Genomic DNA, 20,884 nt, shown 5'->3' on the forward strand with positions numbered 1-20,884 from the left:
CAGAGACTGGTCGGGCGCGTTTTTCGTGCTGTGATCGCTCCGGCCAACCGGCACATAGATTCCATAATGTTTACTTGGCATGCACTAATTCGCCCTACATGCTTTAATTATGGGCAATTTGAAAACTCTGCTATGTGTCTGTATGTGCCTCACCTCGGTGGGCGGCCCTCTTCGGGCAGACGGTTTCTTCGGAGAGCGTCTGCCCTTCTTCGCGGAATGTGTCGGACGCCTCTCCGCGCAGATGGAGTTCCAGTGGTTGATGGGCCTGCCCGACGCGGACCGCACAGAGGCGCAGCGCGCCGCAACACTGGACATCTTGCAGGCCATAACGCCACCGGACCAACGGCGTGCGATGCTGCACGTCCGGATTTCGGCCAAGCGGGCGCAATGGTCGCTGCTAACCGTCGCCCAATTCGACACGGAGCCCGAACGGTCGGTTGCCGCCGAACGCCGCGCAACCAAGCTGCTCCAGGGCTGCACGGCGGTTTTGCTGAGCTAGGCCGAAGCCTGGACACTGGGTGCAGCGACAGCACCATTTGTAAGGGACCCATCCGATTGAGGCATTCCATCCAATGCCAGGCGAACCCACTGCTGTTGGCCTCAAACAGCGAATCCGGATTGATCATCGTCGCCTCTTGAAGTCGCACGCTCTCGGACGCACCTCACGGCGGTCACACGGCTAGCCCTCGCGACCCCGCCTTTGGTCAACAGTTTCGGTCGACCCAACGCGAAGGCTGCACATTCAACTAAGACTATTCAGAAGATTGGCATGCGCGCCGTACCCCATGTTTTGTCTCGGCGGACGCGCCAAGCAGATATGGGGGACGACGGAGAGGCGCCGATGATAGCTGTGGCGTCAATCTACCCAGAGTGTTCTACGACATGACGCGCAGATCGCAAAGGCATCGCCCCACCGGCCTGGCACATGAACACAGCCTCCCGTTCCCTACTCGGCGGGTCCTCCCACCCAGCGGCAGGACTGATCGAAACCCAAGCAATAGGTCCAGGAACCGCATCGACCTCCATTGCGCGTGGCCGGTATTGGGTTAGGTTGCGCTCCATGAGCAAGATGCCTTCCAAGCCCGGCGACAACCCGGCCGATCCGTTCAAAAAGGCCCTCGCAGAGGCCACCAAGACCATGGCCGACGACAGCGATCTGGCCGTGACCTTTTCGGTGGACCCCCCAGGCCAAACGAACGAGGCCGTGCGCCTGCCGCAGGTGACACGCCGGATGACCCGGGACGAGGTCTTGCTGGCCCGCGGGACCGCCGACGCCTATGCGCTCCGCCACCGCCATCACGACACCAGCGTGAATGCCAAATACTTGCCCCAAGGCAACATGGCGCGGGAACTCTACGAAGCCATGGAGACCGCCCGCTGCGAGGCCGTCGGCGCTCGGGAGATGCCCGGCACGGCAGGAAACATCGACGCCAAAATCGCCGTTGAAACGGCCCGCAAGGGATATGGCGATATCACGGATAAGGCCCAGGCGCCGCTTGCCGCCGCCGCCGGATACTACATCCGGCAGATGGCCACGGGTCGCGACCTGCCCAAGGGGGCAGAGAACGTCCTAGGCCTGTGGCGCGACTTCATCGAAGGGGCCTGCGGCGACAGGGCCGGGAACGTCAACGATGTGCTGGCCGATCAAGCCGCCTTTGCCCGCTTAGCCCGAAAACTGATCGAAGATCTGGGCTACGGCGACCAATTGGGCGATGATCCCGATTTGGACGACGAGGACCAGGACGAGGACGGCCAGGCAGAAGAAGAGCAGGAGGAGCCAGAATCAACAGGCTCCGACGATGACGAGGAAGAAGACGCCGAGGCCGCCCCGGAACAAAGCCAGGAGCAGCAGGACGATCCCTCCCAAGCCCAGGTCTCCATGGATGACATGGCCGACCAGGAAGCTGGCGAAGAGGCGGAAATGCCCGAGGCCGATGAGTCGATGGAGCCTCCGCCACCGCAACCCATATCGGACGCGGACCCCAACTATTCGGTCTACATCACGGACCACGATGAGGTCGTGGGCGCCGAAGAACTGGCGGAACCGGCGGAGTTGGAACGCCTGCGCGCTTACCTCGACCAGCAGTTGGAGCCTTTGAAAGGCGCGGTCTCGCGCCTGGCGAACAAGTTGCAACGCCGCCTCCAGGCCCAACAAAACCGATCCTGGGAATTCGACCTGGAAGAAGGGATACTGGACGCCGGTCGCCTCGCCCGGGTCGTGGCCAACCCGACGACGCCGCTCAGCTTCAAGATGGAGCAGGACACGGAGTTTCGAGACACCTGCGTGACGCTCCTCCTCGACAACTCAGGCTCCATGCGCGGACGGCCTATCTCCATCGCTGCGATTTGTGCGGATGTCCTGGCGCGAACCCTGGAACGTTGCGGCGTGAAGGTCGAGATTCTGGGCTTCACTACCCGCGCCTGGAAAGGCGGGCTGAGCCGAGAGGCCTGGTTGAAGGATGGTCGTCCCCAGGCTCCGGGCCGTCTGAACGACTTGCGACATATCATCTACAAGTCGGCTGACGCGCCCTGGCGTCGGGTGCGTCCAAACCTCGGGTTGATGATGAAAGAAGGGCTCCTGAAGGAGAACATCGACGGGGAAGCGCTGGAATGGGCCCACCGTCGGATGATCGGGCGGCCCGAAGCACGCAAGATCCTGATGGTCATTTCCGATGGGGCTCCAGTCGACGATTCCACATTGTCGGTGAACCCTGCGAATTACTTGGAGAAACACCTGCGCGATGTCATCGCAATGGTCGAAAAGCGCCGCGCCGTGGAACTGCTGGCGATCGGGATTGGTCACGACGTGACCCGCTACTACGACCGGGCGGTGACGATCACTGACGTGGAGCAATTGGCTGGGGCCATGACCGAACAGCTTGCGGCCTTGTTCGACGCCGATCCCCGGGCGCGCGCCCGCGTGATGGGCATGCGGCGCGCATCCTAAGCGTTGCGCCGCCCCAGAGGGCCGGGGGACGCCCCCCGGACCCCCGGCGTCGCAGGCTGGCAGCATTACAAGCGGGTGCCAGAAACGCCAAACACCGGACATGCATACTTAAAGAACATCGAAGGGGAATGCCCCCTGCGGAGAGTGAGCTCCGCCCATGCATGCCTGAGGGTTCGCCAGCAGCCGCAGGGGACAGGTCTTTCGACGTTCACGGCCATCGGCTTGCCAGCCTGTTCCGCCCAGCCTTCCTGCCCTTCACATGGTTAAGAAAGGTTAAAGGCGCCCCCCTTTTGATGTTCTATAAATATGCTCGCGCATCCTTTGGGCTCGCAATCACATTCATCGAACGCACCGTCTAGTGACCGGAGCATTTCCGTGGAACATCGTAGATCAGAGAGATCGGAGGCCGCCGCATGTTTCAAACCTTTGATGTAACTGCCCGTCCGCAGGATGCCATCCCGCGGGTCGCAAGGCTGCGCGCTTGGATGGCAGACCGAAATCTGGATGCTTTTGTCATCCCCCGCGCGGACGCCTTCCAAGGCGAGTACGTCGCGCCTTGCGATGCACGGCTGGCGTGGATCAGCGGATTTACCGGATCGGCGGGCTTTGCCGTCGTACTCGCCCAGCGTGCGGCGGTCTTCACGGATGGGCGCTATCGCGTGCAAGTGCGCGCCCAGACGGATGCCGACACCTTTGAGACCGTCAGCTGGCCAGATGTCAAATTGCCCGATTGGCTTGCAGACGCGCTGCCTCGTGGGGCGCGGGTCGGCCTGGACCCATGGTTGCACACCATGTCGGAGGTAGAGGCCCTCAGGGCCGTGGATAGCTTCGAGGTCGAGACCACGGAGAACGGGATCGACGCCGTCTGGGCGGACCGTCCGGCGCCACCAGCGGGCCCCATGTCTGTCTATCCAGACGCCCTGGCCGGTCAGACACACATGATAAAGCGCCAAGGGATCGCGAGCTCGCTTCGCGACGAAGGCCTTCGAGCCTTTGTCACGACGCAGCCCGATGCCATTGCTTGGCTGCTTAACATTCGGGGGTCGGACATCGAACGAACGCCCATCGCCCAGGCCTTTGCCGTCATCCACGACGATGCTTCGGTCGATCTGATCTGTTCAGAGGCGAAGGCCACCCACGTGCGCGACCATCTCGGACCGGAGGTGCGCATCGTAGATCCAGCGGATTTGCCGGCCCTGCTTGCCGGATTGGACGGACCCGTTGGCTATGACGCGGCAACCTGCCCTGTCGCCATCGGCGAAAGCCTCAGAGATCGCCGCGCGGTCACGGACCCGCTGGCCATCCCGAAGGCTCGCAAGTCCCCAGCGGAAATCGCCGCCACGACCGAAGCGCATCTTCGCGATGGCGCCGCCATGGTCCGGTTCCTGCGGTGGTTGGACGAAGACCGGCCGTCCGACGCCACTGAAATCACAGTGGCCAAAGCTCTGGAGGGGTTCCGGCGGGACACCAACCAGCTACGCGATATCAGTTTTGAGACCATTTCGGGCTCCGGTCCAAATGGGGCCATCGTGCACTACCGGGTCAACGAAGAAACCGACAGGCCGCTTGCCGGGGACCCGGTCATCTTGGTGGATTCAGGCGGACAGTATCTGGACGGGACAACTGACATCACGCGCACAGTGCCCCTGGTCGATCCAGTGCCGTCTGAGATCGTCCATGCCTTTACCCGGGTTCTGCAAGGGATGATCGCCGTCTCTCGCGTCCGCTTTCCCAAGGGGGTCGCGGGCTGTCACCTTGATGCCCTGGCAAGGGCGCCGCTTTGGGCAGAACATAAGGACTATGACCACGGGACGGGCCATGGTGTGGGCGTCTACCTGGGCGTCCACGAGGGGCCGCAGCGGATCAGCCGCCTCAGCCGTGTCCCTCTCGAGACCGGGATGATCCTGTCCAATGAACCCGGCTACTACCGGGAGGGGGCCTTCGGCATTCGGATTGAGAACCTGATCCACGTGGTTGAGGCGACACGTCCCGAGGAGGGCGACGACCGCGAGATGCTGGCCTTTGAAACGCTGACCTGGGTGCCCATCGACCGGCGGCTTATCCAGACGGACTTGCTGTCACCGGATGAGCGCGCCTGGATCGACAGCTATCACGCGGGCGTCGCGGACCGTATCGGCCCATTGGTCACCGGCACGGATCGAACCTGGCTGATGCGTATGACAGCGCCGCTGTAAGGCTTTCCCGGCCCGGGAATGCCCGCTAGGGTCCGCGCACAGGGAACAGGAGGGACCATGGCCCAGATCAAAATCGCACCCGCCAAGGGTGTTTGGACGGTGCGCAGCGACGATGGCGTTCTGGTGGAATCACGGAATGCCCTCGCCCTGACGGAAGGGAGCATGGAGCCTGTGATTTACTTCCCCCGTTCGGATGTGGCCATGGCCCTCCTGGAGCGGTCGGACAGTACGACGCGTTGCCCCCACAAAGGGACCGCGAACTATTATTCCTATGCGGGCCAATCCCAGTCGATCCCCGACGTTGCCTGGACCTACGAAGAGGTGGTGAACCCTGACGCCAAGGGGATCGAAGGGTATCTTGCCTTCTATGGAAGCAAGCTGACCGTCGAACAGATTTGACATACCGTCTTTGGGTGCGCTGCTCCCACTGAGGGGTGGCGTGCGCCAGCGCGGCGTTCAGTCGGAACGGGCGGGAAATGCTATATTTCATCCCATCTGATCGGGCGTCCCGGGACTGCAAGAGCGGCGTGGTTGGGAACCAGAGCCCGCACGCGTTGAAACGCCGCGCCATGGCCTAAACACTTGGAAGGCGGATCTCGGACGCCCGACAGGACCCAAGTTCGAATGACGGAGGACGGAGGACGGATTGACGTGCCGTTTCTTGGCGCGACTAGAAGAGCAATCCCGACCCTCCTTTGCGCCATAGGCCCGGGCACGCACTTTGGCTGCCACGTGTCCGGTGTCGATCGAACGCCATCGAGCCGTCGTCACGGGAACCATCCCTGGCGACTCGCACCACCAAGGCTCTTTGTGAAAGAGCCTTTCCGGAGATTTCGCTGAAATCTCCCTTGTGCGCCCCGTCGGGTCTTCAACGAAGACCCGGGAAAGACTTTTCTCCGAAAGGTCTTCCACCGGTCAGTTTTGGCGAACCAGTTTGCCCGGGTTCATGATGCGATCTGGGTCCAGGGCGGTCTTGATGGCGCCCATGATGTCCCAAGCTGCACCGTGTTCTTGCTCCATCACGTGCAGCTTGCCCAGGCCAACACCATGCTCGCCCGTGGCCGTCCCGCCCAACTCTAGGGCATGGGCCACCATCGCATCGGACAGACGCTTGGCCTCCGCACGCTCCGCCGCCGAGGTCGGGTCGACCAAGAGAATAGCATGGTAATTGCCGTCGCCCACATGCCCCAGGATGGGCCCTGACACCCGGCTTGCGGCGATGTCACGGGCCGCGCGGTCGATGGCCTCACCCATGCGACTGATCGGCACGCAAACATCGGTGACCACCGCCGTCGCGCCGGGACGCGAGGCCAGGATGGTATGGTACGCGCGATGTCGCATCCGCCAGAGGCGGGTCCGATCTTCGGCCTGTGTGGCCCATTGGTAGCTGGTGCCGCCTGACTCCGCCGCCAGGTCCCCAAATCGTGCGGCCTCTTCGGTGACAGCAGCCTCCGAGCCGTGGAACTCCAACAAAAGATGGGGCGTCTCGGCGAAACTGGCCCCATCATGGGCGTTCAAGATGGCGGCGGTCGTCGCATCGACGAATTCGATGCGCGCGGGACGTAGGCCCATTTGCATCGCCAGGATCACGGTCTGGATCGCCGCCTCGGTCGACGGGAAACCGCAAATGGCCGCCGATATGGCCTCTGGCTGACCATGGAGCCGCAGCGTCAGCTCTGTGATCAGGCCCAAGGTCCCCTCGGAGCCGACGAAAAGACCCGTCAGATCGTATCCCGCACTGGATTTCGCGGCCATCGTGCCCGTGCGGATGATGCGCCCATCGGGCACCACCACCTCCAAGCCGCGCACCTGGTCGCGCATGGTCCCATACCGGACAGCCGTGGTGCCCGAGGCCCGGGTGGCGGCCATCCCGCCGAGCGAGGCATTCGCCCCGGGATCGACGGGGAACATCAGGCCCGTGGCCCGGAGCTCAGTGTTCAGCGCCTCTCGGGTGCAGCCCGGCTGGACCCGCACGAGCATATCCTCGGACCGCACCTCCAGCACCGCAGCCATGTTGCGAAAATCCACTGTCAGCCCACCCAAGGGGGCGGAGCCATGCCCCTCCAAGGCCGTGCCCGTCCCCCAGCCGATCACGGGTACCCCGTGGCGGGCACAGAGCCGCACGATCTCGGCCACTTCGGCGGCGGATGTCGGATAGGCGACGGCATCGGGCGGCATCTCGGGATGCCAGGTCTCTGAACGGCCATGGAGCGCCAGATCGCTCTTTCCCGTGCTAAGCCGTTCGCCTAGCATCATCGACAATTCGCGCAGCGCGTCGTCTGGGATCATCCGCCCCCCTCCTTCGTCCTGCCAAAAGGATGAACGACCCCGGGCCCAAAGGACACCCCAGACGTGAGCGATAGCGCCCCCTCCAAGCTGCCATCCGCCCGCCTGCGGCGCGCCTGGCAGGTGGTTCGGACGCGCGGGCCCTCCCAGATGCAGTTCTGGTTCATTGCCCTGGCGGTGGGGATCGCCTCCGGCTACGCCGCCGTGGGGTTCATGACCTCCATTCGGACCTTGCAAACGTTTCTCTACGGCACCGAAGACCCCCGGACGTTGCACAGCTTCGCTGCGACACTGCCGTGGTGGTGGGTCCTGCTGCTTCCTGCCCTGGGCGGCTTGGTGGTCGGCTTCATCCTGACACGGTTCACGCCCGACGGACGGGTGCGCGGGGTGGCCGAAGTGATCGAGGGCGCGGCCATGAAGGAAGGCCGGGTGGAGCGGCGCGCGGGGATGGCCTCGGTCGCGGCCTCGCTGATTACCCTGTCCTCCGGCGGCTCGAGCGGGCGAGAGGGACCCGTCGTCCACATGGTCGGGCTGATCGCGGGCTGGGTGTCGAACCGAATGAACGCAGACGGCATCACGGGGCGAGACCTCTTGGGCTGTGCCGTAGCAGCCGGTGTCGCGGCCAGTTTTAACGCACCTATCGCAGGCGCTTTATTCGCGCTGGAGGTCGTGTTGCGGCACTTCGCGGTCCATGCCTTTGCCCCGATCACAATTGCGGCCGTATCGGGCAGCGTTATCAGCCGTGTGCATTTCGGCGATGTGACCGAATTCACCCTGCCCCAGGCGGGAATCCTAGCCTTTTATGTGGAACTCCCAGCCTTTCTTCTTTTGGGGCTGACCTGTGGCCTGATCGCATTTGTGCTCATGCGATCCATCTTTTGGGTCGAAGATCTGGTCACGCGGGTCCAAGGACGTCTGCGTCTGCCGCCGATGTTGCGCCCGGCCCTCTCTGGTCTGCTGCTGGGCGCCATGGCGATTTGGTTTCCCCATATCATCGGCGTCGGGTACGAGACGACGTCAGCGGCGCTCTCGGGAAGCTTGCTGTTCCATGAGGCGGTGATTTTCGCCATGCTCAAAGTGGCAGCCGTCTCCATCACCATGGGCGGGCGCATGGGCGGCGGTATCTTTTCGCCGTCTTTGATGGTCGGTGCGCTGGTCGGTCTGGCCTTTGGCATCGTGGCCACCGCAATCCTGCCTGACGTCAGCGGCTCCGAAACACTCTATGCGTTGGCGGGTATGGGAGCGGTGGCGGCGGCGGTGTTGGGCGCGCCGATCTCGACCACCTTGATCGTGTTCGAGCTGACGGGCGACTGGCAAACGGGTCTGGCCGTGCTGGTTGCGGTCAGCATGTCCACGGCCTTGTCGTCGCGCCTGGTCGACCGGTCCTTCTTTTTGACCCAGCTGGAGCGGCGGGGCATCCATCTGGCGGCGGGCCCCCAGGCGTATCTGTTGGCCATGTTCAAAGTGTCGTCAGTCATGAAGGCCCCAGAACACCCGCGCGCACCAAACGAAGACCGCGTACGGCGGGCCGTGAACGAGGCGCTGTTCGTGGCCCCCTCCGATACCCTGGAGACCGCGATGCCCCTCTTCGAGCGCTCGAACAGTGATTTCTTAGCTGTGGTCCGCCTGTCAGAACAGGCGGGACCGCCTGAGATCCTTGGCGTTTTGCTGCAAGTGGATGCCTTGCGCGTCTATAACAGGGCCTTGGCGGCGACGGCTGCGGAAGAGCATTCCTGAGTGTCGAACCGCCCTTGGCGGTCCGACCAGGGGGGCTCTGCCCCCCGGCCTGCGGCCGCCCCCCGGAGGTATTTTTACCGAGAAGAAAACAGGCGAGGGGCGCTTACAGTTCATGGAGCGCCTTGGCCGTAACTCGGGCGCCTTGCAGCATGAAAGCATGTTCAGAGGCTACGAAGAACATGGTGACGCCCAGGCTGCGAAGGTCCGGTCCGGCTGCGGCGGAGGGGGCGAAGGTCATGAAGGCTTTGCCGTGTTTGGCGGCCGCCTGGCCCACATGGACCATGGCATCGCGGACGGGTCCCGTTGATTGGTCGGTGACCCCATAACAGACGGCAAGGTCGGCAGGGCCAACGAAGAGGCCATCAATGCCGGGGAGCGCGGCAATCTCCTCGGCCGCCTCGACGCCCTCCGGCTCTTCGATCTGGGCAATCACGATGGTTTCGGCATCTTGGGCCAGCACGTCGGGCATGGTGCGAGTGGCGTAGCCGGCCCAGCGGGTGGACCCAGCATAACCGCGCCCGCCGTGTCCGAAATGGGCGGCTTTGGCGATGGACCGCGCCTTCTCGACCGAATTGACATGGGGCACAACGATACCCGTGGCGCCAGCGTCGAGCGCCTTCAGGATCTCAGACGGTGTGCCCGTTGGTACGCGGATGAGCGTTGGAAACCCCAGGGCGCGCGCCACGGCGAGGCAAGCATCCATGCGCCCACGGTCGAACGGCGCATGCTCCGCGTCGAAGCACAGGAAGTCCAAGCCCGACAGGTGCAGCACCTCCACCAACTCATGGGCAGGCGTCTTGAAGAAGGTCCCGGCCAGGATCTCTCCGGCGAGCATACGGGTTTTGAAGGAAGCGTCGGCCATGTCTCTCTCCTGCCTGCGACGGGCGCACTCCACCGAAGACCGATCGGCGCGTCAAGCGCCGTTGCGCGGGGCTCGGAGCCTTGGCTAGGCTGGCGTGATCTTGATCGGAGCCATCTGCCATGTCCCTGCCCCGCGCAGCCCTCCCCATCGTTGAACCGACCGCGCCCAAGGCCCCGCTGCCTGAGGGGGCCTGTGATGCCCATGTCCACATGATGGGCGACGATTTCCCCCTATGGGACGGCCGCGTCGAGGACCCGGCCCCGGGTCTGTTGGAGGACTGGGCCCAGCGGCTCGAACGTCACCTGGCGCGACTGGGGCTGGCGCGGGTCGTGATCGTGCATTCTATCGTTTACGGGGGCGACAATGCTGTCACTCTGGCGGCCGTACGGCGACTGGGCGGTCGCGCGCGGGGCATTGGGCTTGTCACCGATGGCGCCACGGAGGCGGAGTTGGACGCCCTGGCCGAGGCCGGTGTGCGCGGGGTTCGACTCAACTACGTCCATGGCGGCATCCTCAGTTGGGCGGGCGTCCAGGCCATGGCCCCGCGGCTGGCTGCGCGGGGGATGCACGTGCAGATGCTGATGAATGCCCACAGGCATATGGCGGACTTGGCAGACGCCGTCCGTGGCATGCCAGTTCCGGTTGTTTTTGATCACATCGGCTGGCCGAACCTGGGCGCCGGACCGTCCGAACCCGGATTTGACCAGTTGCGCGGTTTGGTGGCGGATGGCGCGGCTCTGGTGAAGCTGTCGGGGCTGTATCGGTTATGCGACGCGCCCTACGACGCCGCAGCGGAGCATGTGGCGTCCCTAGCGACGGCAAACCCGGACGGATGCCTTTGGGGCAGTGACTGGCCCCACATTATGTTGGCGGACGCCAAGCAGCCCGATGCAGGGATCCTGTTAAACGCCTTCCTGGATGTTGTGACGCGCGATGCCGATCGGCGAACAATCCTGACGCAGGTGCCGGAGCGTCTTTACGGGTTTTGACCCGCGTGCTGGGTGGGGCTCCTAGCTGCCGCTCACAAAATAGCGCTCGGCGATGGGCGCATAGGCGGCCCCCATGGCGCGGGCGTTCTCTCCGATCCGACCGGCGCGGATGTCGGGCACGACCAGGCCCCGCGTATCGACGCCTTGGAGGGTGGCGCGCGCCACCTCCACAAGGCCGGTCCTGATATCGGGCGGGACGGCCCCGTCGATGATGACCGCCGGAAAGTCGATCACGGCGCAGACCGAGACCAGCGCTTTCCCGATGGCCGCCCCGGTGTTGCGCACCCAAGGATCGATCTGTTGCGCAAAGGGCGACCAATCGCGCGGCTCCGTCCAGAGGCCCGCAGGGTCGCCGCCATCCGCCGAAATGGCGTCCTCCAGCAAGTAGAGCGACGCCGTGTCGAGCAGGGGCGCAGGCGTGCCATCAGGACGCTGGCTGGCAATGGGGCCAAACCCGCCTGCGTTCCCGTGGGGGCCGTCGAACACGCTGCCCCCCAGGACCACGCCCCCGCCGACGAACGAGCCCACGAAGATATAGGCATAATCACGCAGGCCCGGACCCTCGCCCAGGGCGTTTTCGGCCATGCAGGCAGCGGTTGCGTCATTCAGGACAGTGACCGGAAAGCCCGTGCGCTGCGACACGTCTTGGGCGAAATCCACATCGCGCCAAGCCGCGAACTCCTGCGCGGGGGCGCCGATGGCGTCAGACCATTTCCAAACCTCGAACGGCGCCGCGATCCCGATGCCGCAGACGCGCTGCCGCTGGGTTGGGGTCAGCAGAGCCAGGAAGCGCTTGAGCCCAGAATCGAGGAACGCAAACACGGCGTCTGGCATGGGGTAGCGAAAGTGGATCTGCGTTTGGTCTCGGATGACGCCGTGAAAGTCCATCAACGCCAGGTCCGCGCTGCGCCGCCCGATCTTCAGCCCAATGGAAAACACGCCGTCAGGCGCGAGGCCAATGGGCACCGACGGCTTGCCTACGCGGCCCTTCTGGGGCTGACCGCGTGTCAGAAGCCCCTCTCCTTCGAGCGACCGCAAGATGACGGACACTGTCTGGGCTGACAAACCAAGACGACGGGCTAGTTGTGAGCCAGGGATGGTGCCCATCCGGTTGATGGCCGACAACAGCAACCGTTCGTTATGGTCGCGCACACCGCTCTGCGTGGCCGCCCGACCGAGGTCTATGTCGATGTCCTGGGCCATGGGGTCCCTTCTCCTGAACCCCTCAAAAATGCAAAGTCGAAATTAATAAATCAACTTGATTTATTAATTGACGGAACCGCCAAAACCCGTCACGCCTTGGGATGCGGGGGCGAGGAGACGGCCCCGCGACCGGCGCATCGCGCCGACCAAGGGAGAGAGACATGAAAAAACTGCTGACCGGCACCGCCCTCGCGCTCGCCGCAACCTCTGGTATGGCCCTGGCCGATGGCCACGGCACAACCGCCTGCCTGATCACAAAAACTGACACCAACCCCTTCTTCGTTAAGATGAAAGAAGGCGCCACGGCCAAAGCCGAGGAGTTGGGGATCACACTCAAAACCTTTGCAGGCCAAGTGGATGGGGACCACGAAACCCAAGTGGCGGCCATCGAGACCTGCATCCTGGACGGGGCGTCGGGCATTTTGATCACCGCCTCCGACACCTCGTCTATCGTGTCGTCGGTGCAGCAAGCGCGGGATGCGGGGCTGCTCGTAATCGCGTTGGACACGCCGCTGAACCCCATCGACGCAGCCGATGCGACCTTTGCCACGGACAACTTCCTGGCGGGCGAATTGATCGGACAATGGGCCGCAGCCTCGCTGGGCGATGCCGCCGCCGATGCCAAGATCGCCATGCTGGACCTCGCCGTGAGCCAGCCCACCGTTGGCGTGCTGCGCGACCAGGGTTTCCTGACGGGCTTCGGCATTGATGTGAAGGACCCGAGCCGCTGGGGCGACGAGGACGATCCCCGGATCGTCGGCAATGACGTGACCCAGGGCAACGAGGAAGGCGGTCGCCGCGCCATGGAAAACCTGCTGGCCGTCGATCCAGAGATCAACGTGGTCTACACGATCAACGAACCCGCCGCCGCTGGCGCCTATGAGGCTCTGCGCGCCATCGGGCGTGAAAACGACGTGCTGATCGTCTCGGTGGATGGCGGGTGTCCCGGTGTGCAGAACGTCGCCGACGGCGTGATCGGGGCCACCTCGCAGCAGTACCCCCTGTTGATGGCGTCCTTGGGCGTAGAGGCCATTGCCCAGTTCGCCGCCGACGGCACCGTACCGGCGCCAACGGAAGGGAAGGACTTTACCGACACCGGTGTGGCCCTGGTCACCGCGACCCCCGTCGATGGCGTCGACAGCATCGATGTCGCCGAAGGCATGGAGCTTTGCTGGGGCTGACCTGCGGCGCCCCCGGCACCGCCGGGGGTGGGACGGACCGGCGCTTTGCGCGCGTTGCAAGCGAGTCGTCCCTCCCCGCGCCGGTCGTCCTCGGGTCTCACCCGAGGACCTCCCCCGTCTGAGATCCTCGGGCCACGCCCAAGGATCACACCACCAAAGGGGCGCGTACGGTCCAGAGGCGCGCCCCCACCCGACAACATGGGATCCACATGGCCGAGACCGACAGTTACGAGACCGCCATCAACCGCACCGATCGCGTCGCGGAGTTCGAAGACACGCGGCGCGGGTTTGTTGGCACGGTCCAACACGTGCTCCATACCAATCCGGCGCTGGTCCCCTTGATCGTGCTGGTCCTGTCGATCCTCACCTTCGGGGTCCTCCAAGGGTCGCGGTTCTTTAGCCCCTTCGCCCTGACCCTCATCCTGCAACAGGTGCAGATCGTGGGCATCGTCGCCGCCGCCCAATCCCTGGTGATCTTGACGGCTGGCATCGACCTTAGCGTGGGCGCCATCGCCGTCATCTCCTCCGTGGTGATGGGCCAGTTCACGTTCCGCTACGGCCTGCCTGTTGAGGTCGCCGTTGCCTGCGGTTTGGCCCTCGGCACGGCCATCGGATATCTGAACGGCTGGCTCGTGGCGGTGATGAAACTGCCGCCTTTCATCGTGACGCTGGGGATGTGGCAAATCGTGCTGGCAGCGAACTTCCTCTATTCCGCAAACGAGACCATCCGCAGCCAAGAGATCGAAGCCAACGCGCCCCTGCTGCAATTCCTGGGCACCACCTTCAAGGTCGGTGCCGACGAAAGCGGGCGTGGCGGCGCAACCTTCACCTATGGCGTCATCTTCATGGTGCTGCTGGTGCTGGTGCTCGCCTACGCCCTGCGCCACACGGCCTGGGGCCGCCACGTCTATGCCGTGGGTGATGATCCGGAGGCGGCGCAACTGTCCGGCGTAAACGTCAAGCGCACGCTGATTTCGGTCTACGCGCTTGCCGGTCTGATCTGTGCCTTCGCGGGCTGGGCGCTGATCGGTCGGATCGGCTCCGTCTCGCCCACGTCGGGGCAGCTTCTGAACATCGAAAGCATCACCGCCGTGGTGATTGGGGGCATCTCGCTCTTTGGGGGACGTGGCTCCATCTTGGGGACGTTCTTTGGGGCCCTGATCGTCGGCGTGTTCACCCTGGGTCTGCGCCTGATGGGCGCGGACGCCCAATGGACCTACCTTTTGATTGGTGTGCTGATCATCGCGGCCGTCGCCGTGGACCAATGGATCAGAAAGGTGGCGGCATGACAGAGCCCATCCTCAAAGCCCGCAATCTAGTCAAACGATACGGCAAGGTAACCGCCATCGATCACTGCGATTTCGATCTGATGCCGGGCGAGATCCTGGCTGTGATCGGGGACAATGGTGCGGGAAAGTCGAGCCTGATCAAGGCGATATCCGGCGCAGTTCAACCCGACGAGGGGGAGGTCTGGCTGGAGGGCAAACCCGTGCACTTTGCTTCGCCAATCGCGGCACGGCACGCGGGTATTGAGACCGTCTATCAGACCCTGGCCATGTCCCCTGCCCTGTCGATCACGGACAATATGTTCATGGGGCGGGAGCTGCGCAAACCCGGTATCATGGGAAAATGGTTCCGCCAATTGGACCGCAAAGCGATGGAGACCTTCGCCCGCGACAAGCTGTCGGAGTTGGGATTGATGACCATTCAGAACATCAACCAGGCTGTTGAGACGTTGTCAGGTGGTCAACGCCAAGGCGTGGCCGTCGCCCGTGCGGCGGCGTTCGGGTCGAAGGTCATCATCTTGGATGAGCCGACGGCCGCGCTCGGCGTCAAGGAAAGCCGCCGGGTGCTGGAACTGATCCAGGACGTGAAAGCGCGGGGCATCCCGATCATCCTGATCTCCCACAACATGCCCCATGTGTTCGAAGTGGCCGATCGCATCCACGTCCACCGCCTGGGCAAACGTCTGACAGTTATAGACCCCAAGGATCACACAATGTCGGATGCGGTCGCCTATATGACCGGCGCGAAGGAGCCGGAGGCCGCATGACCCGGCAGGCCCTGGCCGCGCGTATCCGGTCCCTGCCCGGTGCGCGCGTCCTCGTCGCCTTGGCGGGTCCGCCCGCGTCCGGCAAATCCACGCTGGCCGAAACCCTGGCGGCGGAGATTGGCGGCGCTGTCCTGCCCATGGACGGCTTTCACTTGGACAATCGGATCTTAGAGGCGCGCGGATTGCTCGCCCGAAAGGGCGCCCCCGAGACCTTTGATACAGGTGGCCTCGCCCGCACGCTTGACGCCCTCCGGTCTGGGGGCGAGGTCATCCATCCGGTCTTTGACAGATCCCGGGAGATCGCCATCGCCGGGGCTGGCGTCATCCCTGCGGCGATCCGCGTTGTGATCGTGGAGGGCAACTGGCTTTTGCTGGACCGCGATCCGTGGCGCGCGCTGCAGTGGGATCTCACGGTACGATTGGATGTGCCCGAGGAGGTCCTGCGACAACGTTTGACGGAGCGGTGGTCCTGGATGACGCCAGAGGCCCGCGCGGAGAAGATTGAGGGCAACGACCTCCCGAACGCCCGACTGGTGCAGACAGGCTCACGACCGGCAGATGTTATCCTGTAATTGGCCATAGGATCTATTCGCAGCACAGGGCAAAACGACCGCTCGGCAAAACGCTGCGGAATTCGAACGCGTGCAATACGGCCGATTGCGGCGTTGAGAGGGTACGCATACCTTCCGCGAGGCGACACAGATGGGGGATCAGTCTTGCGGCGCAGGCACATCTTGAGCGCGGCCTTGGCTGGCCTCGTCCCCGGTGCGATACCGAAAATAGCAAAGGCCAAAGGGCGTCGCGCCCCGACTGGCTTCCTACGGACGAATTGGAGCCAGGATCCCTATAGCCGCGGGTCTTATTCGTTTGTCGCCAGAGGTGCCCGGAAGAGCCACCATCGTGCCTTGGGTCGGCCATTGAACGAGCGGTTACTGTTCGCGGGCGAGGCGACCCATCCGACGTACACCAGCACGGTCCACGCCGCCTATGAATCGGGGCTGTTCGCGGCGGACGCCGTTCTTAAAACGGATGCCAAAACAATCGGGATTGTCGGCGCCGGTATCAGCGGCCTAGCAGCGACAAATGCGCTGATAAAACAGGGATATAGTGTTACGATCCTAGAGGCCCGCGACCGTATTGGGGGCCGCGTCTGGACCGATGAAAGCCTCGGGGTGCCACTTGATCTCGGCGCAAGCTGGATACACGGCACCGACGGCAATCCGCTGGTATCGCTTGCCGACGACGTCAAGGCGCAGATAAGCGAAACAGACGATAGTTTCATCATGCGGGGTGGCGATGGACGGCATATCCCGGATCGCCTGGCACCCGGTTGGTTAGAAGAGGTCCTATCGGTTCAACATACGGCAGGGGCCAGCCAGAGCGATATCAACACCTTCGCCTATTGTCGAGACAGCGACTATTCCGGTGAAGACGCTGTTTTCCCCGATGGCTTTGCGCAGGTGTTTGATGCGTTTTCAGAAGCCATCGATATTCAGTTCAATCACGTCATAAGACATGTGCGCTGGCAGGACACGCATGTTCAATTGGAAAGCCAAGACGGGCTCACTCAAACATTCGACGCTGTGATCGTCACTGTTCCACTCGGCGTTTTAAAGAGCGGCGCAATTTCTTTTGATCCACCCCTCTCTGCCGACAAACTGACGGCCATTGAGAAACTCGGAATGGGCGTCTTGGATAAGGTGTACCTGCTGTATGATGACGTCTTCTGGGATAAGGACATCACTTGGATCGCCACGCCCGAAAACGGATTGCCCCGTGGTCAATTTAACCAATGGCTCAACCTTTATCCCTACATCGATGCCCCTGTGATTATGGCGTTTAACGGCGCCCAACCGGCGCGCGATCTGGCCGCCTTGTCCGATGCGGAGATCTTGGAGCGGGCGCAAGACACCCTGGACGCGGCCTATCCAGGGGCACGTTAGCCGCCATTTGGCCGTCGCACGGTGCAGGTGTGGGGTGCGGCCAGGAAATTTCAGCTGAGGTCGCGGCGCCCGTCACCGGGCGCCGCGCCCACTCAGGCCTTCACGGCCTCCATAAACCGATGACGGATCACCACAGGGTCCATGGTGATCACCGGCATCTTAGCGTTGCCGCTGTCGCATTTCACAACGATGATATGCATTTTGCCGCTGTCGAGCGCCTTTTGCAGCACCTCGCCCGTGTCCACGTCTTGGCATTCGACGACGTTCTCGCACCCACAGGCCTCGGCCACTTTGGCGAGCGAGGTCCGCTTACCGGTATAGGTCGGCTGATCCCCGGTGGAGCCATAGGATCCATTGTCGATGATCATCAGGATATAATTGTCGGCCACATTGTTGGCGATGGTCGGCAAGGTTCCCATATTCGTAAGGATGGAGCCATCGCCGTCGATGACAATCACCGGCTTTGGCTGGCTCAGGGCCAGACCCAACCCGATGGAAGACGCGAGCCCCATGGTGCCCAACATGTAGAAATTCGTCGGTTGGTCATCAATCGCATGGAGTTCCTGGGACGGAATACCAATATTACAGACAACCAATTGATCACGCAGGATCGGCGCGATTTCTTTCAGGATTTCAGAACGGATCATTGGTCGCCGTAGCCTCCCCAGAAATTGGCGTCGGTCAGGATGGCGACCGGCTTATTGCACATGAAGGTGTACTTTAGGATGTTGTCGAACTCCTCCACGTCCTTCTGCCAATGGAAGTGGTAGGTGGGGATGTGCAGCTGGGCCAGCAGCGCCTTGGTGTGCACCGCCATCTCGACCTGGCAGGCCACCGGCTCCCGCAATTCGCCACGGTAGGAGATGATCATCGGCAGGGGCATGCGGTAGAACTGCGTAAGGGTGGCGAGCGTGTTGATCGTCACACCCAGCGCCGTGTTCTGCATGATGATCGCGGGCCGCTTGCCGCCCATCCAGGCACCAGCGCAGAGGCCCATCCCTTCGTCTTCCTTGTTCGAAGGAATGTGGAAGATCTCTTCGCGGGTCTCGATATGCTCGATGACGCCAGCCAACTGCTTGCAAGGGACGGTGGTCACGAACGAGACGTCGTTCGCGATCAAATCGTCACATATCTTCTTGTCGATATCCAAGGGCTTGGGTCCTCTCAGGCTTCGGGTGTCAGAATGATTTTGGGCGCGGCAACGGTGCCCGCGCGGATATCGGCGAAGGCGCGGGCGCCTTCGGACAGGGGACGGGTTTCCACCCAATCGAGCGGACCCAACCGCCCCGCGAACATCGCCGCTGCCGTGTCGCGGAAGTCCTGCGAGGTGTAGGTATAGATCCCGAATACCGCGATCTGCTGCAGGGTGATACGGCGCAGGTCCAGACCACCCTGCCCGCCGCCTAGGCCGATGTGCACAATCGCCCCGCCAGGACGAACCGAGGCACTGGCCGCAGCGCGCGTTGCGTCCATACCGACAGCGTCGACAACTACATCAAAGGCGCCATCGGGCGCCTCCGAGACAGCCTGCACATAGTCGGTCAAATAGGCCCGGCGCGTCGCGTTGGGCTCCACCAGGGTGACCGCCTCCGCACCTTGGGCGGTCAGACACAGCGCCGCGCCCAGGCCAATGGCCCCGCCACCCAGAACCAGAGCACGCGTCGCCCCACTCGTATGGCCAAGACCGACACGCGCGCCGTTCCAGCCGCAGGCGATGGGTTCCGCCAAAGCAGCCTGGGCGTCGGTGATATGATCGGGGACGGTGACAAGATTGCCCTCGGGCATGGCCACGGCCTCCGCAAAGGCCCCCTCGCGTGGCGGCATGGATATGATCTGGCGCGCAGCGCAGAGGTTTTCGCGACCCGCCACGCACGCATCACAGATGCCACAGATGACAAGCGGGTTCACGGTCACGCGCCGCCCGTCCGCCGTCACACCCGCCGCCTCATGCCCCAAGATCAGAGGCGCAGGTCGCCGGTCGTCATGGCCCAGGTAAGCGTGCATATCCGACCCGCAAATCCCGACGCGCCGGACGCGGACCAGGACTTCCCCTTGTCCGGTCTCCGCATCCGGCACGTCCCGGTAGGCCAGGGCCTCCGGTCCCGTGTAGACGAGAGCTTTCACCCCTCCGCGCTCAGATCGAAGTTTTCGCCTGGGAAGTACTTGGCCAGCCGGATGTCGGCGGTGCGGGCATGGCCCTCCATCCCTTCCAGGCGACTGATCCGCGCCGTCGCGATGGCCACATCCCGGGCGCCGGTCCGGGTGGCCCGCTGCCAGGTGACGATCTTCATGTATTTGTGCACGGACAGCCCGCCCGTGTAGGTCGCCGCCCGCGACGTCGGCAGCACATGGTTCGTCCCCGAGGCCTTGTCGCCGAAGGCCACCGTCGTCTCCTCACCCAAAAAGAGCGAGCCGTAGCAGGACAGGCGGCCCAGCCACCAATCCAAGTCTTCGGCCTGTACGGTCAAATGTTCGGGCGCGTATTCGTCCGATGTCGCGGCCATCTCTTCACGGTCCGCACACAGGATGACCTCAGCATAGTCGCGCCAGGCGGCTTCAGCGTTCTGGCGATTCAACTCAGGCAAGTCAGCGATCAGGGCGGGCACCCGTGCCATAACCGTCTCGGCCAGATCGCGGCTATCGGTGACCAGCCAAACGGGCGAGTTATACCCATGCTCCGCCTGCCCCACGAGGTCCGCGGCCACGATCTCCGGGTCTGCCGCGCCATCGGCCAGGACCAGCGAGTCCGTCGGCCCAGCAATCATGTCGATGCCAACGCGCCCATAGAGGATGCGCTTCGCCTCCGCCACGAACTGGTTGCCCGGCCCAACCAGAATGTTGGCTTTGGGCAGACCGTGAAGACCAAAGGCCATGGACGCAACCGCCTGCACCCCGCCCATGGCCAGGATCGCATCGGCGCCGCAGACCTTGGCCGCGTAAACAATGGCAGGCGCGATCCCCACGCCGGGACGCGGCGGCGAACAGGCCGTGATGTGCTTGCAGCCCGCCACCTTCGCCGTCGTCACCGTCATGATCGCGCTCGCGATGTGGCTGTAACGCCCGCCCGGCACGTAGCAGCCAGCCGCATCCACGGGGATGACCTTTTGACCCGCGATCAGGCCCGGCACGACCTCCACCTCCACGTCTGTCATCGTGGACTTCTGCGCCTCGGCAAAGCGGCGCACATTGTCATGGGCGAAGCGGATGTCCGCCTTCAATTTCTCGGGGACTTGGGCGCAAGCGGCCTCGATTTCAGCGTCGGACATCAACGTGGGGCCGTCGTATTTGTCGAACTTGGCCGCGTATTCCAGCGCCTTGGCGTCGCCGCCCGCTTCGATGTCGTCGAGGATACCCTGCACCGTGGCCGAGACGTCGGCGGCATCCGAGCGCGCCGTCAGCGTGGCCTTCTTAAGATATTCGCGGGCCATAACGCTCCCCTCCTCGACTCATTTGCCACCCGTGTAAGCGCTTGCATCGCACTATGCAAG

The 20,884-nt window shown here is 63.5% G+C and carries 18 protein-coding genes; 11 read left to right on the plus strand and 7 right to left on the minus strand.

The window, feature by feature from the left end; genetic code table 11:
• The first annotated feature begins 142 nt into the window (after positions 1-142).
• The 4 genes from K5R33_RS05120 to K5R33_RS05135 all read left to right on the plus strand — a co-directional run bounded on the left by K5R33_RS05120 (position 143) and on the right by K5R33_RS05135 (position 5,541).
• A complete protein-coding gene (locus K5R33_RS05120; protein ID WP_220747943.1) occupies positions 143-499 on the plus strand; it encodes a hypothetical protein in 357 nt (118 codons plus the stop codon).
• A 561-nt stretch (positions 500-1,060) separates the two neighbouring features.
• Positions 1,061-2,947, plus strand: coding sequence for a cobaltochelatase subunit CobT (gene cobT / locus K5R33_RS05125; protein ID WP_255576141.1), 1,887 nt, complete (start codon positions 1,061-1,063; stop codon positions 2,945-2,947).
• Positions 2,948-3,360: 413 nt separating this feature from the next.
• A complete protein-coding gene (locus K5R33_RS05130) occupies positions 3,361-5,142 on the plus strand; it encodes an aminopeptidase P family protein (protein WP_220747944.1) in 1,782 nt (593 codons plus the stop codon).
• 57 nt (positions 5,143-5,199) lie between these two features.
• Positions 5,200-5,541 carry a DUF427 domain-containing protein gene (locus K5R33_RS05135; RefSeq protein ID WP_220747945.1) on the plus strand — a complete coding sequence of 114 codons (342 nt, stop codon included), beginning with the start codon at positions 5,200-5,202 and terminating at the stop codon, positions 5,539-5,541.
• A 516-nt stretch (positions 5,542-6,057) separates the two neighbouring features.
• Here K5R33_RS05135 and K5R33_RS05140 read toward each other — a convergent pair.
• Positions 6,058-7,431 (minus strand): FAD-binding oxidoreductase, encoded by a 1,374-nt coding sequence (locus K5R33_RS05140; RefSeq protein WP_220747946.1) that lies wholly within the window; start codon positions 7,429-7,431, stop codon positions 6,058-6,060.
• A 147-nt stretch (positions 7,432-7,578) separates the two neighbouring features.
• On the opposite strand from K5R33_RS05140, the gene K5R33_RS05145 reads away from it, so the two are divergent.
• Entirely contained in the window at positions 7,579-9,165 is a 1,587-nt protein-coding gene (locus tag K5R33_RS05145) for a chloride channel protein (protein ID WP_220748504.1), read from the plus strand.
• A gap of 103 nt (positions 9,166-9,268) precedes the next feature.
• On the opposite strand, the gene K5R33_RS05150 is transcribed toward K5R33_RS05145, so the two are convergent.
• Positions 9,269-10,027: an HpcH/HpaI aldolase family protein gene (locus tag K5R33_RS05150; protein ID WP_220747947.1), complete on the minus strand. Its 759-nt coding sequence runs from the start codon at positions 10,025-10,027 to the stop codon at positions 9,269-9,271.
• Between the two features lie 119 nt (positions 10,028-10,146).
• Between K5R33_RS05150 and K5R33_RS05155 the strand changes: the two genes are divergently transcribed.
• A complete protein-coding gene (locus K5R33_RS05155) occupies positions 10,147-11,016 on the plus strand; it encodes an amidohydrolase family protein (RefSeq protein ID WP_220747948.1) in 870 nt (289 codons plus the stop codon).
• A gap of 21 nt (positions 11,017-11,037) precedes the next feature.
• On the opposite strand, the gene K5R33_RS05160 is transcribed toward K5R33_RS05155, so the two are convergent.
• Positions 11,038-12,219: an ROK family transcriptional regulator gene (locus K5R33_RS05160; RefSeq protein ID WP_220747949.1), complete on the minus strand. Its 1,182-nt coding sequence runs from the start codon at positions 12,217-12,219 to the stop codon at positions 11,038-11,040.
• Positions 12,220-12,380: 161 nt separating this feature from the next.
• Between K5R33_RS05160 and K5R33_RS05165 the strand changes: the two genes are divergently transcribed.
• The 5 genes from K5R33_RS05165 to K5R33_RS05185 all read left to right on the plus strand — a co-directional run bounded on the left by K5R33_RS05165 (position 12,381) and on the right by K5R33_RS05185 (position 17,396).
• Positions 12,381-13,400, plus strand: coding sequence for a sugar ABC transporter substrate-binding protein (locus tag K5R33_RS05165; RefSeq protein WP_220747950.1), 1,020 nt, complete (start codon positions 12,381-12,383; stop codon positions 13,398-13,400).
• 209 nt (positions 13,401-13,609) lie between these two features.
• Entirely contained in the window at positions 13,610-14,689 is a 1,080-nt protein-coding gene (locus tag K5R33_RS05170) for an ABC transporter permease (protein ID WP_220747951.1), read from the plus strand.
• Complete coding sequence (locus K5R33_RS05175) at positions 14,686-15,453, plus strand: ATP-binding cassette domain-containing protein (protein ID WP_220747952.1); 768 nt, start codon at positions 14,686-14,688, stop codon at positions 15,451-15,453. The genes K5R33_RS05170 and K5R33_RS05175 overlap by 4 nt, the downstream gene beginning before the upstream one ends.
• Positions 15,450-16,025, plus strand: coding sequence for a nucleoside/nucleotide kinase family protein (locus tag K5R33_RS05180; RefSeq protein WP_220747953.1), 576 nt, complete (start codon positions 15,450-15,452; stop codon positions 16,023-16,025). The genes K5R33_RS05175 and K5R33_RS05180 overlap by 4 nt, the downstream gene beginning before the upstream one ends.
• Positions 16,026-16,199: 174 nt before the next feature.
• Positions 16,200-17,396 carry a flavin monoamine oxidase family protein gene (locus K5R33_RS05185; protein ID WP_255576233.1) on the plus strand — a complete coding sequence of 399 codons (1,197 nt, stop codon included), beginning with the start codon at positions 16,200-16,202 and terminating at the stop codon, positions 17,394-17,396.
• A gap of 92 nt (positions 17,397-17,488) precedes the next feature.
• On the opposite strand, the gene comE is transcribed toward K5R33_RS05185, so the two are convergent.
• From comE to hisD, 4 genes are read right to left on the minus strand one after another with little or no spacing between them, the layout of a single operon-like run.
• Positions 17,489-18,043 (minus strand): sulfopyruvate decarboxylase subunit beta, encoded by a 555-nt coding sequence (gene comE / locus K5R33_RS05190; RefSeq protein WP_220747955.1) that lies wholly within the window; start codon positions 18,041-18,043, stop codon positions 17,489-17,491.
• Positions 18,040-18,546, minus strand: a complete 507-nt coding sequence (gene comD / locus K5R33_RS05195; protein ID WP_220747956.1) for a sulfopyruvate decarboxylase subunit alpha — start codon at positions 18,544-18,546, stop codon at positions 18,040-18,042. The genes comE and comD overlap by 4 nt, the downstream gene beginning before the upstream one ends.
• 14 nt (positions 18,547-18,560) lie before the next feature.
• A complete protein-coding gene (locus K5R33_RS05200; protein ID WP_220747957.1) occupies positions 18,561-19,520 on the minus strand; it encodes an alcohol dehydrogenase catalytic domain-containing protein in 960 nt (319 codons plus the stop codon).
• Positions 19,517-20,824: a histidinol dehydrogenase gene (hisD, locus tag K5R33_RS05205; protein WP_220747958.1), complete on the minus strand. Its 1,308-nt coding sequence runs from the start codon at positions 20,822-20,824 to the stop codon at positions 19,517-19,519. Before hisD ends, K5R33_RS05200 begins: the two co-directional genes overlap by 4 nt.
• Positions 20,825-20,884 lie beyond the last annotated feature (60 nt).

The organism is Jannaschia pagri, from assembly GCF_019655435.1.
In the GTDB taxonomy this organism is placed as follows: Bacteria; Pseudomonadota; Alphaproteobacteria; order Rhodobacterales; family Rhodobacteraceae; genus Jannaschia; species Jannaschia pagri.

Excerpts from the sequence above, each read along its gene's own strand:
- comE (WP_220747955.1), bottom strand. The coding sequence starts at position 18,043 with ATGATCCGTTCTGAAATCCTGAAAGAAATCGCGCCGATCCTGCGTGAT.
- K5R33_RS05145 (WP_220748504.1), top strand. The coding sequence starts at position 7,579 with ATGCAGTTCTGGTTCATTGCCCTGGCGGTGGGGATCGCCTCCGGCTAC.
- K5R33_RS05170 (WP_220747951.1), top strand. The coding sequence starts at position 13,610 with ATGGCCGAGACCGACAGTTACGAGACCGCCATCAACCGCACCGATCGC.
- hisD (WP_220747958.1), bottom strand. The coding sequence starts at position 20,824 with ATGGCCCGCGAATATCTTAAGAAGGCCACGCTGACGGCGCGCTCGGAT.
- K5R33_RS05155 (WP_220747948.1), top strand. The coding sequence starts at position 10,147 with ATGTCCCTGCCCCGCGCAGCCCTCCCCATCGTTGAACCGACCGCGCCC.
- K5R33_RS05165 (WP_220747950.1), top strand. The coding sequence starts at position 12,381 with ATGAAAAAACTGCTGACCGGCACCGCCCTCGCGCTCGCCGCAACCTCT.
- K5R33_RS05140 (WP_220747946.1), bottom strand. The coding sequence starts at position 7,431 with ATGATCCCAGACGACGCGCTGCGCGAATTGTCGATGATGCTAGGCGAA.
- K5R33_RS05120 (WP_220747943.1), top strand. The coding sequence starts at position 143 with ATGTGCCTCACCTCGGTGGGCGGCCCTCTTCGGGCAGACGGTTTCTTC.
- K5R33_RS05175 (WP_220747952.1), top strand. The coding sequence starts at position 14,686 with ATGACAGAGCCCATCCTCAAAGCCCGCAATCTAGTCAAACGATACGGC.
- K5R33_RS05160 (WP_220747949.1), bottom strand. The coding sequence starts at position 12,219 with ATGGCCCAGGACATCGACATAGACCTCGGTCGGGCGGCCACGCAGAGC.
- K5R33_RS05135 (WP_220747945.1), top strand. The coding sequence starts at position 5,200 with ATGGCCCAGATCAAAATCGCACCCGCCAAGGGTGTTTGGACGGTGCGC.
- K5R33_RS05130 (WP_220747944.1), top strand. The coding sequence starts at position 3,361 with ATGTTTCAAACCTTTGATGTAACTGCCCGTCCGCAGGATGCCATCCCG.
- K5R33_RS05180 (WP_220747953.1), top strand. The coding sequence starts at position 15,450 with ATGACCCGGCAGGCCCTGGCCGCGCGTATCCGGTCCCTGCCCGGTGCG.
- cobT (WP_255576141.1), top strand. The coding sequence starts at position 1,061 with ATGAGCAAGATGCCTTCCAAGCCCGGCGACAACCCGGCCGATCCGTTC.
- K5R33_RS05150 (WP_220747947.1), bottom strand. The coding sequence starts at position 10,027 with ATGGCCGACGCTTCCTTCAAAACCCGTATGCTCGCCGGAGAGATCCTG.